At 77.3% G+C, this 14,866-nt stretch carries 19 protein-coding genes; 9 read left to right on the top strand and 10 right to left on the bottom strand.

Annotated features, from left to right (window positions below; all coding sequences use genetic code 11):
• The first annotated feature begins 48 nt into the window (after positions 1-48).
• The gene (locus ACI79B_RS08970) at positions 49-1,344 is read left to right on the top strand and encodes a PP2C family protein-serine/threonine phosphatase (protein ID WP_456926934.1); all 1,296 of its coding nucleotides are present in this window, start codon (positions 49-51) and stop codon (positions 1,342-1,344) included.
• Here ACI79B_RS08970 and eutC read toward each other — a convergent pair.
• From eutC to ACI79B_RS08950, 4 genes are all read right to left on the bottom strand, one after another.
• A complete protein-coding gene (eutC, locus tag ACI79B_RS08965; protein WP_456926933.1) occupies positions 1,341-2,075 on the bottom strand; it encodes an ethanolamine ammonia-lyase subunit EutC in 735 nt (244 codons plus the stop codon). The genes ACI79B_RS08970 and eutC overlap by 4 nt on opposite strands.
• Positions 2,072-3,487, bottom strand: coding sequence for an ethanolamine ammonia-lyase subunit EutB (locus ACI79B_RS08960; RefSeq protein WP_456926932.1), 1,416 nt, complete (start codon positions 3,485-3,487; stop codon positions 2,072-2,074). The genes eutC and ACI79B_RS08960 overlap by 4 nt, the downstream gene beginning before the upstream one ends.
• A gap of 86 nt (positions 3,488-3,573) precedes the next feature.
• On the bottom strand, positions 3,574-4,455 hold the full coding sequence (locus tag ACI79B_RS08955) for an SDR family NAD(P)-dependent oxidoreductase (protein ID WP_456926931.1): 882 nt from the start codon (positions 4,453-4,455) through the stop codon (positions 3,574-3,576).
• A gap of 36 nt (positions 4,456-4,491) precedes the next feature.
• Positions 4,492-4,878, bottom strand: coding sequence for a hypothetical protein (locus tag ACI79B_RS08950; protein ID WP_456926930.1), 387 nt, complete (start codon positions 4,876-4,878; stop codon positions 4,492-4,494).
• An 86-nt stretch (positions 4,879-4,964) separates the two neighbouring features.
• Here ACI79B_RS08950 and ACI79B_RS08945 point away from each other — a divergent pair, with 86 nt between their 5' ends.
• The 5 genes from ACI79B_RS08945 to ACI79B_RS08925 all read left to right on the top strand — a co-directional run bounded on the left by ACI79B_RS08945 (position 4,965) and on the right by ACI79B_RS08925 (position 8,453).
• Complete coding sequence (locus tag ACI79B_RS08945) at positions 4,965-5,585, top strand: hypothetical protein (RefSeq protein WP_456926929.1); 621 nt, start codon at positions 4,965-4,967, stop codon at positions 5,583-5,585.
• A 135-nt stretch (positions 5,586-5,720) separates the two neighbouring features.
• A complete protein-coding gene (locus ACI79B_RS08940; protein ID WP_456926928.1) occupies positions 5,721-5,990 on the top strand; it encodes a DUF2277 domain-containing protein in 270 nt (89 codons plus the stop codon).
• Positions 5,991-6,095: 105 nt separating this feature from the next.
• Complete coding sequence (locus ACI79B_RS08935) at positions 6,096-6,629, top strand: hypothetical protein (RefSeq protein WP_456926927.1); 534 nt, start codon at positions 6,096-6,098, stop codon at positions 6,627-6,629.
• Positions 6,630-6,682: 53 nt separating this feature from the next.
• The gene (locus tag ACI79B_RS08930) at positions 6,683-7,177 is read left to right on the top strand and encodes a PGPGW domain-containing protein (RefSeq protein WP_456926926.1); all 495 of its coding nucleotides are present in this window, start codon (positions 6,683-6,685) and stop codon (positions 7,175-7,177) included.
• Positions 7,178-7,262: 85 nt separating this feature from the next.
• Entirely contained in the window at positions 7,263-8,453 is a 1,191-nt protein-coding gene (locus tag ACI79B_RS08925) for an FUSC family protein (protein ID WP_456926925.1), read from the top strand.
• Between the two features lie 2 nt (positions 8,454-8,455).
• Here ACI79B_RS08925 and map read toward each other — a convergent pair whose 3' ends face one another.
• Positions 8,456-9,232: a type I methionyl aminopeptidase gene (map, locus tag ACI79B_RS08920; protein ID WP_456927102.1), complete on the bottom strand. Its 777-nt coding sequence runs from the start codon at positions 9,230-9,232 to the stop codon at positions 8,456-8,458.
• A 75-nt stretch (positions 9,233-9,307) separates the two neighbouring features.
• Between map and ACI79B_RS08915 the strand changes: the two genes are divergently transcribed.
• Positions 9,308-9,565, top strand: a complete 258-nt coding sequence (locus ACI79B_RS08915) for a hypothetical protein (RefSeq protein ID WP_456926924.1) — start codon at positions 9,308-9,310, stop codon at positions 9,563-9,565.
• On the opposite strand, the gene ACI79B_RS08910 is transcribed toward ACI79B_RS08915, so the two are convergent.
• Positions 9,562-9,774, bottom strand: coding sequence for a hypothetical protein (locus tag ACI79B_RS08910; RefSeq protein ID WP_456926923.1), 213 nt, complete (start codon positions 9,772-9,774; stop codon positions 9,562-9,564). The genes ACI79B_RS08915 and ACI79B_RS08910 overlap by 4 nt on opposite strands.
• A gap of 164 nt (positions 9,775-9,938) precedes the next feature.
• On the opposite strand from ACI79B_RS08910, the gene ACI79B_RS08905 reads away from it, so the two are divergent.
• On the top strand, positions 9,939-10,490 hold the full coding sequence (locus ACI79B_RS08905) for a DUF6328 family protein (RefSeq protein WP_456926922.1): 552 nt from the start codon (positions 9,939-9,941) through the stop codon (positions 10,488-10,490).
• 81 nt (positions 10,491-10,571) lie between these two features.
• Here the strand turns inward: ACI79B_RS08905 and ACI79B_RS08900 are convergent, their stop codons facing one another.
• Positions 10,572-11,024: a very short patch repair endonuclease gene (locus ACI79B_RS08900; protein WP_456926921.1), complete on the bottom strand. Its 453-nt coding sequence runs from the start codon at positions 11,022-11,024 to the stop codon at positions 10,572-10,574.
• Between the two features lie 61 nt (positions 11,025-11,085).
• Here ACI79B_RS08900 and ACI79B_RS08895 point away from each other — a divergent pair, with 61 nt between their 5' ends.
• A complete protein-coding gene (locus ACI79B_RS08895) occupies positions 11,086-12,516 on the top strand; it encodes a hypothetical protein (RefSeq protein ID WP_456926920.1) in 1,431 nt (476 codons plus the stop codon).
• Here the strand turns inward: ACI79B_RS08895 and ACI79B_RS08890 are convergent.
• From ACI79B_RS08890 to ACI79B_RS08880, 3 genes are read right to left on the bottom strand one after another with little or no spacing between them, the layout of a single operon-like run.
• Complete coding sequence (locus tag ACI79B_RS08890; protein WP_456926919.1) at positions 12,431-13,192, bottom strand: glycosyltransferase; 762 nt, start codon at positions 13,190-13,192, stop codon at positions 12,431-12,433. The genes ACI79B_RS08895 and ACI79B_RS08890 overlap by 86 nt on opposite strands.
• Positions 13,189-14,046, bottom strand: coding sequence for an NAD-dependent epimerase/dehydratase family protein (locus ACI79B_RS08885; protein WP_456926918.1), 858 nt, complete (start codon positions 14,044-14,046; stop codon positions 13,189-13,191). The genes ACI79B_RS08890 and ACI79B_RS08885 overlap by 4 nt, the downstream gene beginning before the upstream one ends.
• On the bottom strand, positions 14,043-14,840 hold the full coding sequence (locus ACI79B_RS08880) for an aldolase/citrate lyase family protein (protein ID WP_456926917.1): 798 nt from the start codon (positions 14,838-14,840) through the stop codon (positions 14,043-14,045). The genes ACI79B_RS08885 and ACI79B_RS08880 overlap by 4 nt, the downstream gene beginning before the upstream one ends.
• Positions 14,841-14,866 lie beyond the last annotated feature (26 nt).

Raw genomic sequence — 14,866 nt, 5'->3', positions numbered from 1 at the left:
CCCCCGGCGCCGGGTTTGAGTGCCGGGGACGGCGCGCATGGCACGGAGGTGGCAGAGGACCGCGAGGACGGCACGTACCGCGGCTTCCGCGACGCCGAGGGCCGGCACCCGACGGTCGAGAGCGTCGGCGAGCGGCTGCTCGGCTCGCTCCTGGACCGCGCGCACCTCATCCCGCCCCGCCTGGTGGGGCCGCTGGTCGCCCAGGAGCTGCACCGGGCCGGCGTCGAGGAGGTGGCGATCCGCCTGCAGGACGTCGACCAGGTCGACCTGCACCCGCTGACCGGGCCGGGCCTGTCCGGCAAGCCGGTCCCGATCGCCGACAGCCCACCCGGGACCGCCTTCGCCACCGACGAGCCCGTCGACGAGCCGCTGCCCGGCGGCCGGGTCCGTCTGCACCTGCCGATGCTCGACGGCTCCGACCGGGTCGGCGTCCTGTCCCTCGTGCTGCAGGGCCCCACCCCGGCCGACCTCCAGCTGGCCCAGCGAGTCGCCGGGCTGGTCGCCGACCTGCTCGTGACGAAGAACGAGTACACCGACACCTTCGCGCGGGTGCGCACCCGCCGGCCCATGACGCTGGCCGCCCAGCTGCAGTGGCAGAGCCTCCCGCCGCTGTCGATGACCACCCCGGACGTCGACCTGTCGGGCATCCTCGAGCCGGCCTACGAGGTCGGCGGCGACAGCTTCGACTACGCGCTGGACGAGCACCTCCTGCACCTGGCGGTCTTCGACGCCATGGGCCACGGGCTCACGGCGGCGACGATGGCCACCGTCGTGCTCGCCGCCTACCGCCACGGCCGCCGCCGCGACGTCCCGCTGCCCGAGGTGTACGCCGAGATGGACCGGGTCGTCGGGCGGGCGTTCCCCGGCCGGTTCGCCACCGGCCAGCTCGGCCGGCTCGACACCGGGACCGGCGAGCTGAGCTGGGTCAACGCGGGGCACCCGCCCGCGCTGTGGGTGCGCGACGGCAGGGTGGTCGGCGAGCTGGCAGGGCGGGCCAGCCGGCCGATCGGCTTCGGCAGCGAGGACCCCGAGGTGCACACCGTCCGGCTCGAGCCCGGCGACCGGCTGCTGTTCTTCACCGACGGCGTCGTCGAGGAGCGGCTGGAGGGCGGGGAGCAGTTCGGCGAGGCCCGGCTGCGCCGGCTCATCGAGCAGACGACCCGCGAGGGGCTCGCCGCGCCCGAGACGGTGCGCCGGCTCTCGCACGCGCTCATGGCCGCGCGCGACGGCCGCACCAGCGACGACGCCTCCCTGCTGCTGGTCGAGTGGAAGCGCCCGCCGCACGACGACGAGCTCGCCCCCGACATCCCCGAGGCCACCCCCACCGGGGCCGAGAGCCGCTAGCCGGCCGGCAGGACCGGGCCCTCGTCCTTGAGCGCGACGCCGGAGGCGCCGAGCTCGCGGGCGGAGGTGAGCAGGGCGGCCACGGTGTCGGCGGCCTGCGCGTAGGACAGCCCGTGCGGCGGGCGGACGTTGGAGACGCAGTTGCGCTCGGAGTCCACCCTCCCCGGTCGCGGGTCCCAGGTGAGGTAGATGCCGAGGGAGTCCGCCGACGACAGCCCCGGCCGCTCGCCGACCAGCACCACGACCGCGCGCACGCCGAGGGCCTCCCCCACCACGTCGCCCAGCGCCACCCGCGCCTGGGTGGCCACGACGAGCGGCGCGACCGACCAGCCGGGCAGCCGCTCGAGCAGCGCGGCGGCCAGCCCCGGCCCGTGCGCCTGCACCGCGCGGGGGCTCAGCCCGTCGGCCAGCACGAGCGCGAGGTCGGCGACGGTCCGCGGCAGCGCCGTCCCCTCCGCCAGGTGCCGGCCGAGGTCGGGGCGCTGCAGGTAGGTGGCGCGGTCGGGCGCGGCCGAGGCGACGGTCAGGACCTCCCCGCCGAGCGCCGCGCGGACCGCGTCGACGTCGAGCGGCGAGTGGACGGCGTCCCGGGCGGCGGCGTGCGCGGCGCGGAACTCCAGCTCGCGGTGCGTGGGCAGCGCGTCCCCGGCCCGCCCGAGCGCCACCCGCGCCCGGGTCGCGGACCGCAGCACCGCCCACGGGTCCTTCCCGACGAGGTCCGGCGCGCTCACGACGACGCCGCCGCGAGGAGCGCCCGCGCGGCCGGGGCGTCGGGGGCGAGCTCGCGCACCCGGCCGGCGTCGTCGAGCAGGTCCATCCGCGCCAGCCACGCCTCGAACTCCGGCGCCGGGCGCAGGCCGAGCACCTGGCGGGTGGTGAGGACGTCGGAGAACGACAGCGACTGGTAGTGCAGCATCACGTCGTCCGAGCCCGGGACGGCGATGACGAACGAGCAGCCGGCCGCGCCGAGCAGCAGCACGAGGGAGTCGGTGTCGTCGCCGTCGACCTCGGCGTGGTTCGTGTAGCAGACGTCGACGCCCATCGGCAGGCCGAGCAGCTTGCCGCAGAAGTGGTCCTCCAGCCCGGCGCGCAGCACCTGCTTGCCGTCGTAGAGGTACTCCGGGCCGATGAACCCGACGACGGTGTTCACCAGCAGCGGGCGGAAGTGCCGGGCGACGCCGTACGCGCGGGCCTCCAGCGTCTGCTGGTCCACCGGCCGCCCGCCGACGCCGAGGTGCGCGCCGGCCGACAGCGCCGACCCCTGCCCCGTCTCGAAGTAGGTCACGTTGTCCCCGACGGTGCCGCGGCCCAGCGCGAGCGCCCCGGCGCGCGCCTCGGCGAGCAGGTCGAGGGTGACGCCGAAGCCGCGGTTGGCCTCCTGGGTGCCGGCGACCGACTGGAAGACCAGGTCCACCGGCGCGCCCTGCTCCAGCGCGCGCAGCGTCGTCGTCACGTGGGCGAGCACGCAGGACTGCGTCGGGATGCCGTAGCGGTCGATCACCGCGTCGACCAGCTCCAGCAGCGCCACCGTGCGGGCCGGGGAGTCGGTGGCCGGGTTGATGCCGATGACCGCGTCGCCCGAGCCGTGCAGCAGCCCGTCGACGATCGAGGCGGTGACGCCCACCGGGTCGTCGGTGGGGTGGTTGGGCTGCAGCCGGGAGGCGAGCGTGCCGGGCAGGCCGATGGTGCTGCGCAGCCCGGTCACCACCCGCGTCCGCCGGCCGACGGCGACCAGGTCGGCGTTGCGCATGAGCTTCGACGTCGCCGCGACCATCTCCGGGGTGAGGCCGGGCGCGAGCGCGCTGATCGACGCCTCGTCACCGGCCGCCGCCCAGGCCAGCAGCCGGTCGCGGAACTCGCCCACCGTCAGCGACGCGACCGGCGCGAACGCCGCGGCGTCGTGGGTGTCGAGGACCAGCCGGGTGACGTCGTCCTCGTCGTAGCCGACCACCTGCTCGTCGAGGAAGGTGGCCAGCGGCAGGTCGGCGAGCACCGTCTGGGCGGCCACCCGCTCGGCGGCCGACCCGGCCGCGCACCCGGCGAGCACGTCCCCGGAGCGCAGCGGGGTGGCCTTCGCCAGCAGCTCGACGAGCGTCGGGAACTCGTGGGTGTGGCCGCCGAGGGTCGTGCGGCGGACGGTCACGGCGGCTCCCCGGGTCGGCGGCCCGGTCAGCGTGGCCCGGCGCCGCCCGCCGGGTCAACGGGGTGGGACGAGACGGAACACGCCGTTCACGGGATGCCGTGCCAGCGGCCCTCCTCGGCGTTGCCGGCCGGCCGGGACTCGAAGACGTTGCCCTCCGTCGGCTCCGTCCGGTGGTCGTCGGCGAGGGCGAACACGCGCAGCAGCGGGCCGACGAGGGCGTCGTAGACCGCCGGGAACAGCCGGAAGCCGAGGATGACGACGGGGTTGGCGAAGCCGGACTGGACCAGCCGGCGCGGCCGGTCCAGCCGGGCGACGACCGAGCGGGCGACCCGCTCCGGCGAGTAGACCGGGATCGGCGGGCGGCCCTTGAGGCCGATGTAGCTGCCGGCCTGCGAGTAGATCGGGGTGTTCACCCCGCCCGGCGCCACCGCCGACACGTGGATGCCCGCGGCGTCGCGCGTCTCCTGCTGCAGGACGCGGACCAGCCCGAGCTGGCCCCACTTGGCGGTGACGTAGCTGCCCATGAGCGGGGTGGTCACCGAGGCGAGCAGCGAGCTCACGACGACGAGGTGCCCCGCGCCCTGGCGGCGGAACTGCGGGAGCACGACGCGGGCCAGGTTGGCGGTGCCGTGCAGCGCCGTGTCGACGACCCGCTCGTACACCGCCTTCGGCACGTCCTCGATCCGCCCGTAGGCGATCACCTGCGCGGCGTGCACGACGACGTCGAGGCGGCCGGAGCGGACCACGGCGCCCTCGACGACGTCGCGCAGCGCGTCCTCGTCGAGCACGTCGGCCGGGCAGACGACGACGTCGGCCGCGCCCTCCGCGCGGGCCTCGGCCGCGGTCTCCTCCAGCGCCTGGCGGCCCCGGGCCAGCAGGACCAGCGACGCGCCCCGCCGGGCGAACAGGCGGGCGGTGGCGCGACCGATGCCGCTCGAGGCACCGGTGATCAGGACGGTCTGCGGCATGCGGGGACGTCTCCTCGGTTCGGGGTCGTCCCCCGGCTACCCCGGTCGGTTGCCCGCCATGCGATCGAGCACGCCGAGCAGCCAGCCCGGCCCGCGGACGTCGGTGCCCCCGGGCAGCCGGGCGCGCAGGCCCCGGTCCGCGGTCACGGCGAGCACCGCCCGGCCGGCGCCGGCCAGCGCGGCGGCCTCCGCGGCCAGGGCGTCGTCCCCGCTGCCGGCCGCGCGCACCAGGCGGACGCCGTCGGGGGCCGGGACCTCCCGCGCGGCGCCCTCGACGACGACCACCACCTCGTCGACGTCCTCCGGGAGGGACGCGCCGGCCAGCCGCCGCAGCAGCCGGGCGGTCGCCCCGGCGCGGTCGCGCCACCAGCCGTCGGGCCGGGCACCGACGACGTTGGCGGCGTCGACGAGCAGGACGGTCACGTGTCCTCCCTGCGGGTGACCCCGTTCGCGGAGGTCCGGACGGGGGTACCGGGCGGGCCAGCACTCCCCCACGACGAGGAGGTCCGATGGCGAGCACCGACCGTACCCACCACGACCACGACGCGACGGCGACCATTGAGGGCGCGCACGCGACCCGCGGCGCCGCCCGCGACGCGATCGACGCGCAGCGGGACCGCTTCGGCGGGATCAAGTGGGGAGCGGCGTTCTTCGGCTGGCTGTCGGCCAACGGGCTCGCCGTCGTCCTCGTCGCGCTGCTGGCCGCCGCCGGGGTGGGGCTCAGCCTCGCCGAGGTCGACGGCGTCGAGGACGTCCCGTCCGACCCGACCAGCGCCCTCGGCGTCGCGGGCGGGATCGCGCTGCTGGCCGTCCTGTTCCTGGCCTATCTCGCCGGTGGCTACGTGGCCGGGCGGATGGCCCGCTTCGACGGCGCCCGGCAGGGGCTGGCGGTGTGGCTGGTCGGGCTGCTCGTCGTCGTGCTGCTGGCCGTGGCCGGGACGGTGCTGGGCGCCCAGTACAACGTGCTCCAGCAGCTGAACCTGCCGCGCATCCCGATCGACGAGGGCACCGCGACCACCGCCGGGATCGTCACGCTGGCGGCGGTCCTGGTCGCTACGCTGGTCGGCGCCCTGCTCGGCGGCAAGCTCGGCACCCGCTACCACCGCCGGGTCGACCGGGCCGGCTTCTGAGAGGACCCCGTCCCCCTCACCGCTCGCAGGCTCGCGGCGAGCCTCTGGACGGGGCCCGCTCCCGTCCCTCACCACCGCGGGGCCCCGGTCGCGGACCGGGGCCCCCGGTCGTACCCCGGCCATACGCTCCGCCGCATGTGCCGCAACATCCGCCCCCTGTCGAACTTCGAGCCGCCGGCCACCGAGGACGAGGTCCGGGCCGCGGCGCTGCAGTACGTCCGCAAGATCAGCGGGTCCACGCACCCGTCCCGGGTCAACGCCGAGGCCTTCGAGCGCGCCGTCGAGGAGGTCGCCGCCGCGTCCACCCGGCTGCTGGGGTCCCTGGTGACGACGGCGCCACCGAAGGACCGGGAGGTCGAGGCGGCCAAGGCGCGCGCCCGCGCCGCGGTCCGCTACGGGACCTGACGCCCCAGCGGGTCGTGCACGATCCACTTGTCGACACCGGGCATGGCCTCCGGCGGAGCGGGTAGGGGGCGGTCTCCCGACCCCTTCCCCTCCAGGAGAGTCCCGATGGCCCGCAACACCCTGTCCCGCGCCCTGCACGACCTCGGCCTGTCCGCCTGGTTCGGCGGCACGCTGGCCAACGCCGTGGCCCTCAACGCCGCCGCAGCGGACGCCGGCGGGGACGCCGGCCGGGTCGCCAACACCGGCTGGAACCGGTGGACGCCGGTCAACGCGCTGGCCATCGGCGCGCACCTGGTGGGCAGCGTCGGCCAGCTCATCGGCAACCGCGGCCGGGTGGCCCAGCAGGAGGGCGTGGCGGGCATGTCCGCCGTCAAGACCCTGCTCACCGCCGCCGCGCTGGGCGTCACCGCCTACAGCCGCTCGCTGGGCCAGGTCGTCAACAGCCAGGACAACCCGTCGGCGAAGTCCGGCACCAAGCCGACCAAGCGCACCAAGGCGGAGATCGCCCACGCGCAGCAGCAGCTGGACTCGCTGCAGTGGGTCATCCCGGCCCTGACCGGCGCGCTGGTCGCCGTCAGCTCCTACGCAGGCGAGCAGCAGCGGCCCGGCGAGGTCGCGAAGGGCGTCGCCCGCCGCTGACCGCGGCCCCGACCCACCGCCCGCACCGCCCGCACCGACCCGGAAGGGGACCCGTGTCCCGGACCGACACCCGCACGACGACGTTCTCCGGCAACACCGTGGCCGACCGGTCCCCCGGCGGCCACGGCGCCACGGTCTGCCCCGACTGCACCGACGGCCTCGGCCGGCCCCGGGAGGTCCCCCCGGACTCGTGGCGCGCCCGCATCCGGCAGAACCCGCCGGTGCACCTGGCGTACCGGGTCGCGGTGTTCGTCGCCGGACTGCTGTTCGTGCTGCTCGGCCTCGCGCTCACGGTGCTCCCCGGGCCGCTCACGATCCCGCCGATCCTGGTCGGGCTGTGGGTGTGGTCGACGGAGTTCGACTGGGCGCGGCGGTTCTTCGCCGCCTTCCGCCGCAAGGCGGTCGCGGCGTGGCAGCACGCCAGGCAGCACCCGGTCAGCTCCGCGGTGGTGACCGTCGGCGGGCTCGCGGGCGCGGCGCTGGTCTTCTGGGCGGTCGGCCACTTCTCCCTGGTCGACCGGGCCACGACCGCGCTCGGCCTCGGCTGACCCCGCCCGTCCCCGGCCGCCGTCCGCACCCCGCGGACGGCGGCCGGCGCGTGTCCGGGCCCGGTGCGCGGGCACACCGACCCCCGTGACGGGACCGCACGCCCTGCCCCGCCGGCTGCCCCAGCTCGTCCGGCGCGGGCGCACCCCCGGGCTGCGCACCGGCAAGACCGTGCTCGCCGCGGTGCTGGCGTTCCAGATCGCGACCTGGCTGGACACCAGCAGCTCGCCGGTCCTCGCGCCGCTGACCGCGCTGCTGGTCGTGCAGCTGACCATGTACGAGACGCTGGCGACCGGCTGGGAGCGGATCGCCAGCGTCACCGCCGGCGTCCTGATCGCGGCGCTGTTCGCCTCCGTCGTCGGCCTGTCCTGGTGGAGCCTCGGGCTGGTCGTCGGGCTCTCCCTGGTCGTCGGCCGGCTGCTGCGGCTGGGGCCGCACCTGGCCGAGGTGCCCATCAGCGCGATGCTCGTGCTGGCCGTCGGCGGGGCGGAGAGCGCGGCGCTGGACCGCGTGAACGAGACGCTGATCGGCGCGGCGGTGGGGGTGCTGGTGAACCTGGCGGTCGCGCCGCCGCTCTACGTCCAGCCCGCCGGCGAGGCGATCGCCGAGCTCGCCGAGCGCATGGCCGGGTTCTGCGAGGACCTCGCCGCGGCGCTGCGCGGCCCGTGGTCGCGCCGCCTTACCGACGAGCTGCTGGCCCGCGCCCGCGCGGTGAGCACGGAGGTGGCCCGCGCCGACCGCCGGCTCGCCCGCACCGAGGAGAGCGCCCGCCTCAACCCGCGCGGGCGGGCGGCGCGGGAGGCCCAGCCGCGGCTGCGGAACACGCTGACCGCCCTCGAGCGGGTGCACGTCACCCTGCGCAACGTCGCCCGCGTGCTGCTGGACCGCACCTACTTCCTGCCCGAGGACGACGCGGACCGGGCGTGGTCGCGACCGGCGCGGGAGGCGCTGGCCGACCTGCTGGGCGCCGTCGCGACCACCCTGCGCGACGTCGCGGCCGTGGCGGTCGGCACTGGGCCGGCCGCCGGCATCGACCCCGCCTGCCTGGAGACGCTGCTCGCGCTGCGCGCCCGGCTCGCGGAGGCGCTGCTCGTCGACCCCCGGGCCGACCCCGCCGCCTGGTCGCAGCACGGCGCCCTGCTCGACGCCCTGGACCTGCTGCGCGTGGAGCTGGGCACCGCCCTGCAGCCGCCGACGGCGTCGTGGGCGCCGCCCCCGCTGGCCGCGGCACAGCGGCGCGCGGTCCGCCGGGCGATGACCTGGCGCCGGCGCCGCTGACCTCAGGGAGCGGTGAGCACCACCGGGCCGTCGTCGGTGACCGCGACGGTGTGCTCCACGTGCGCGGCGCGCCGGCCGTCGGCGGTGACCACCGCCCAGCCGTCCTTCTTGTGCTTGTAGCGGTCACCCCCGGCCAGCAGCATCGGCTCGATCGCCAGGGTGCTGCCGGCGTGCAGGCGCACCCGGTCCAGGCCGGCGGAGGGCCGGTTGGGCACGAACGGCGGCTCGTGCATCGAGCGGCCGATGCCGTGCCCGCCGTGGTCGGGCAGGTGCGCGTAGCCGTACCGCCGGGCGACGTCGTCGACGGCGCGGGCGACGTCCTGCAGCGTCGCGCCCGGCACCGCTGCGGCGATGCCCGCGGCCAGCGCCTCCTCGGTCGCGGTGACCAGCCGCGCGTCGTCGTCGGAGGCCTGCTCCCCCACCAGCAGCGAGATCGCGGCGTCGCCGTTCCAGCCGTCGACGACGGTGCCGCAGTCGACGCTGAGCAGGTCGCCGTCCTTCAGCCGCTGGCCGCTGGGCCGGCCGTGCACGACGACCTCGTTGGGCGACAGGCACAGCACGCCGTTGTAGGCCGTCGGCGCCCACGCCGGCTTGTAGCCGAGGAACGACGACGTCGCGCCCGCCTCGTACATCGTCGTCTTGGCGAGGTCGTCGAGCTCGCGCAGCCGCACACCGGGGACCGCCGCCGCCCGCACCGCGGCCAGCGTCCGCGCCACCGCGCGCCCGGCCTCGCGCATGGCATCGAGCTCGTCGGGGGTCCGCGGGGGCAGCACGGTCATGTCCACGCCCTCGACGGTACGAGACGCCCGGCGCACGGCTGGCCGCGCCGCCCGGCCGGTGCCACGGTGACCGCCATGGACTTCCGGAGGGTCAGGCCCGGGCAGTGGCACCGGGCCGCGCGCGTCGAGATCACCGAGCCCGGCGGGCTCCCGACGGCGCGCGAGGTGCACGAGCGCTGCCACGTCCTGTTCACCGAGGGCTGGTGCTACGTGGAGACCTCCGAGGGCAGCATCGACGTCTACCCCGCCCACCGGGTGCGCGCCGTGCACGACCTGCGCGAGCCCGATCAGCCCGACGAGGGCCCCGCGACGGCGCCCAGCCCGCTGCTCTAGCCGGCGTCCGTCCCCCGCCGGACGTCGCCGGGGTCGGGCGTGCGGAAGACCGTGGCCTGCCCCTCGGCGTCCGCGGGCGACGTACCGGCCTCCTCGGGGCGGTCGGGCTCCTCGCCGCCGACGCCGAACCCCTCGGCCGGCGGCGGTGCGCCGGCGCCCGGGTCGGCGGCGGCGACCTCGTCGTCCGGGCGGTACCGGTTCGGTGTCATCGGCTCCCACATCGACATGCCCCTCCCCTACCCCGCGCAGCTCCCTCCGTCGGCCGTTCGGGTGACCAGCAGGTGATCACCGGGCGTCCGCCGGGTACACGGCCTGGAAACGGCCGGGATCACGAGATCCACGGGGCGGCCTGTCACGGAGGGAGCACGCGACGATGACGACGACGGGCTCTGGTCAGCGGGCACGACGGGACGCCCGGCCGGTCCCCGCGCAGCACGGGATGGACGGCGCGGACGACGGGCGGCGGGAGAGCCGCGCCGAGCGGATCGACCGCGAGCTGATGGAGCTGCTCAACGAGCTGCGCGTGGCGCTGCCGGGGGTGCAGTTCCTCTTCGCCTTCCTGCTCATCGTGCCGTTCCAGCAGGCGACGTCCCGCGCGACCGACTTCCAGCGCGACGTCTACTTCGTGACGCTGGTCGCCGCCGTGGTGGCCACCGCCCTGCTGATCGCCCCAGCGGCGCAGCACCGGGCGCTGTTCCGCCAGCACGACAAGGAGGACCTGCTGCGGCGCAGCAACCGCAACGCCTTCCTCGGCCTGTGCGTGCTCGCCGTCGCGATCGTCTCGGCGGTGGTGCTGGTGGTCGACTTCCTCTTCGCCCTCCCGCAGGCGCTGATCACCGGCGGCGTCGTGGCGCTGCTGCTCGGCTGGCTGTGGATCGGCAGCCCGGCCGTCCAGCGGGCACGCAGCGGCCCCGCCCACGACTGACCCGCCGGGGGCGCACGGCCGTCGCGACCGACCGTCGAACCCGGGCGGCCCACGTCGGGTCCCGGAGTGGGCCACCGGTGTTCACCCGCCCGGCCGAGCCGACCTGCCCAGGGCGGCGCACACCGCGTCGGCGACGTCGTCCGGGTCCTCGTGCTCCCAGAACCGCAGCACCCGCCAGCCGAGTCCGGTGAGGACCGCGTCGGCCCGGCGGTCGCGCGCCACGTTGCCCGCGAGCTTCGCCGCCCACCAGTCGCGGTTGGCCCTCGGCAGGTGCCCGCACTCGGGGCAGCCGTGCCAGAAGCAGCCGGTAAGGACCCCGTCCCCCTCACCCCTCGCAAGCTCGGGGCGAGCCTCTGGACGGGGCCGGGGCCGGACGTCGACGCGGTAGCGGACGCCGCGGGCGTGCAGCCGCCGCCGCACCGCCAGCTCGAGGGCGGTGTCGCGCCGGCCCTGCCGCCGGAAGCGCGCCGCCACCACCTCCGACGACGGCACGGGTGCGGGCCCGGGACCGGTCGTCGGGTCGGGGGCGGTCACCCGCGCATCCTGACCGCCGGCACCGACGGTCCGCGGCGCCGCTCCCCTAGGCTGGCGTCCCGTGCAGACGGCGGTGACGACGGACGCCCCGCCGCGACCGGTCCGCGGCCCCCTCCGCTGGTCCCCCGTCGAACTGCTCCCGCCGGCGGCGCTCACCCTGCTGTGCGGCGTCCTGCTGGCCCCCGGGCACGGGCTCTGGTTCGACGAGGCGTTCACCGCCGAGGTCGCCCGCCGCCCGCTGGCCGACATCCTGCGGGCGGTCGTCACCGGCGAGGGCGTGACCGGCTACCTCGCCGACGTCCCGCCCTCCTACAACGCGCCCTACTACCTCGTCGTGCACCTGTGGGTGTCGCTGCCGGGGCCGGGCGGGGACACGTCGCTGCGGGTGCTGTCCGTGCTGGCCACCGCCGGCGGGCTCGCGCTGGTCACCCGGGCGGTCACCCGGCTGGCCGGGCGGGCGGCCGGGGTGCTGGCCGGCCTGGTGCCCGCCGCCGCGCCGCTGCTGCTCGAGCAGGCCGTGGAGGCGCGCAGCTACGGCCTGGCCGTCCTGGCCACCGGCGGCGCGCTGCTCGGCCTGACCCGCTGGCTGCAGACCGGGCGCGGGCTGCTGCTGTTCGGCCTCGCCGGCGCCGGCATGGGCCTCATGCACTGGTACGCGGTGACGGTGCTGGCCGCGTTCGTCGCCGCGGCCCTGCTGCTCCGCGGCCGCGCGGCGCTGCGGGTCGCCGTCGTCGGGACCCTCGCCGCCCTGCCGGCCGCCGGCCTGGTCGGCGTCAACCTGCTCAACGGCACCGGCGCGCGCAACGCCGAGCACCTGCGCGACACCGGCGGCACCCTGGCGAACCTGGCCGTCGAGGCGTGGGCCGGCGGGCGCACGCCGCTGCTGTACCTCACCGTCGGGTTGGCCGTGGTGGGCGCGCTGCGCGGCGCGGGGATCCGGGTGGTCGGCGTCTGCTGGGTGCTGGTGCCGCTGCTGCTCCTGCTGGCCGCCGAGACCGTCCGGCCGGTCTACCTGCCCCGCTACCTGCTGGCCGGGCTGATCGGGCTCGGCGTGCTCGCCGCGGCCGGGGTCACCGCCCTCCCCCGGGGCGCGCGGGCGCCGGTGGCCGCGGTCCTGGTGGGCCTGTCGCTGGTGGCGAGCGCGCCGCTCGCCACGCGGGACCCGCGGGAGCGGTCGGACGACGTCGTCGCGTTCCTGCTGCGGGAGCAGCGGGCGGGCGAGCCGGTGGTGGCCGCCGACCAGCGCGCGGCGCTCGGGCTCGACCACTTCGTGCGGACGCTGGGCCCGCGGCTGCGCCCCGACGTCGTCCTGCCGCCCGAGGACGCCCCCGCCGGTGCCGGCCGGGTCTGGCTGGTGCGACGCCTAATCGACGGCGAGCCGGTGCCCACCGACGACGACGCGGTCCTCAGCGACGCCGGCCTGTCGCTGAGCCGGACCGAGGAGTTCCCGGCCGTGAAGACCGACCTGGTCGTCCAGCTCTGGGAGCGCTGACCCCGCGCGTCGCGGCCCACGCCAGCGACCGCAGCGACTGCCGCAGCCGGGCGCGGGCGGTCCACGCGGAGGTGCCCTCCGGCCGGCGATCGCGCGCGACCGGCACGCTGGTCAGCGGGGCGCCGGGCAGCCCGGCGGCGAGCACGACGCTGGGCGCGTCGCCGGCCAGCACGGCCGCGACGACGGCGTCGCGGACCGCGGGCCCGAGCGCGAGGAACGCGCCGGCGTCGGGAGGCAGGCCGGTGAGGCGCGCGGCGACCCGCCGGTGCAGCTCGCCGGTCAGCCGGCGCACCGGCGACTCGTAGCGGCCCCGGCGCCCCGCGAAGACCGCGCCGACGTCGCCCCGGGCCAGCCGGTCGAGCAGCACCGGCACCGCCTCCGGCGGGTCCTGCAGGTCGGCGTCGAGGCACACCCACACGTCGGCGTCCTCCGCGGCCAGCCCGGTGGCCAGCGCCCGGTGCTGGCCGACGTTGACCTCCAGCGCGGTGACCCCCACCCGCGGGTCGGCCGCCAGCTCCCGGGCGACCGCCAGGCTGCCGTCGGGCGAGGCGTCGACCACCAGCCGCAGCCGCCAGTCCCGCCCGGCCAGCGCCGCGGCCAGCCGCTGCGCCAGCGGCCGCAGGGTCGCCTCGTTGCCGTACACCGGGACGACGACGGCCACGCGGGGCGGGCTCACTCCGCCGCCCACGTCCGCGCGAGCCCCTCCGCCAGGTCGACCGTCGGCGTCCAGCCGAGCAGCGCGCGGGCGGCGCCCGGGTCGCACGCCCAGTCGGCGGTGTCCCAGTGCCGGCCCGGGTGCGCGCCCGGCGCGGTCGCGATCGGCCGGCCGGTGACCCGCTCCGCGGTCGCGACCAGTTCCGTGACGTCGGTCTGCACACCGGTCCCGACGTTCACCACCGCGCCCGGCGGCAGGGTGTCGTCGGCCGCGGCCCGCACGCAGGCGTCGACGACGTCGCCGACCCACACCCAGTCCCGCCGGCTGACCCCGGCCGGCAGCGGCACGGTCGCGCCGGTGCGGGCGGCGGCGAGCACCACCGGCACCAGCCGGGTCGGGTGGTCGCCCGGTCCGTAGACCTGGAACGCGCGCAGCACCGCCGCCCGCACGCCGCGCTCCGCGGCGGCCGCCTGCAGCAGCAGCGACCCGGCCGCCTTGGTGGCGCCGAAGAACCCGCGCGGCCGCAGCGGGGCGTCCTCGGTCAGCGGCGCCGGGCCGGCCGCGTACTCGGTCGACGAGCCGAGCCGCACGACGGCACGGCAGCGGTCGGGCAGCGCGTCCACCAGCCAGGGGCTGGTGTTGACCGTGACCGTGGCGGCCCGCTCCGCCGGCGTCGCCTTGGCCCGTCCGGCCGCCAGGGAGAAGACGACGTCGGGATCGGCGGCCCTGACCGCGGCCGCCGCGGCGACCGGGTCGGCGAGGTCGACGGCGGCGCGGGTCAGTCCGGTGACGTCCCAGCCGTCGGCCCGCAGCCGCGCCACCAGGTGCCGCCCGACGAAGCCGCCGGCGCCGGTGACCAGCGCCCGGCCGCTCACGCGGGCAGCGCGACCGGGAGGTCGACCGCGGCGGCCTCCACCGCCGCCACGAACCCCGCCCGGCGCTCGGCCACGGCGAGCGGATCCGCGGCGGACAGCCCGGCCAGCGCGGCGCGCAGGCGCGGCACCTCCACGAAGGGGTCGCGCCCGGCCATGTCCGCGGTGAACGAGCGCCGCAGGAAGGTGAAGTCGGTGCGCAACCGCAGCAGCTCGGCGGCCAGCAGGTCCCCGGGGACCGGGAACCCGCCGCCGGGCAGGGTCAGTCCGCCGACGCCGAAGGGCACCGGGACGGCGGCGCGCACGGCCTCGACGGTCCCGTCGACCAGCGGCCGGAACAGCTCCCGCGACCGCCGGTCGATGCGCAGGTCGTTGAGCCCGACGTAGATCCGCGACAGCGGACGCCGGGCCAGCTCGGCCACCCGGTCGACGGCGTCCTGCGTCTCGACCAGGATGCCCAGCCCGCAGCGGCCGGCGACCAGGTCCAGCGTGCGGTCGACCTCCTCGGCCGTGCGGACCATGGGCAGCAGGACCTCGTCGGCGCCCGCCGCCACCGCGTCGGCCACCTCGCGCGCCGTCCACGGGCCTGCGGCGTTGATCCGGCACAGCAGCCGCCCGTCGGTGGCCGCGCGCACGCGCACGAGGTCCGCGAGGGTGTCGGCGTTGATCTGGGTGCCCTCGCCGGCCTGCCGGCGGTGCTTCCCGCGGCGCTCCCAGTCGACGACGATCCCGGCCGCACCGGCCGCGACGACGTCACGCCCCCAGGCGGCGTCCACGGTGAAGAGGAACAGGTCCACGCGGTGAGCTTAGGCACACCTAACCC

The organism is Geodermatophilus sp. SYSU D00879, from assembly GCF_054050375.1.
The sequence above is the reverse complement of the archived record's forward strand: the minus strand, read 5'-3'. Positions and strand labels throughout refer to the sequence as shown.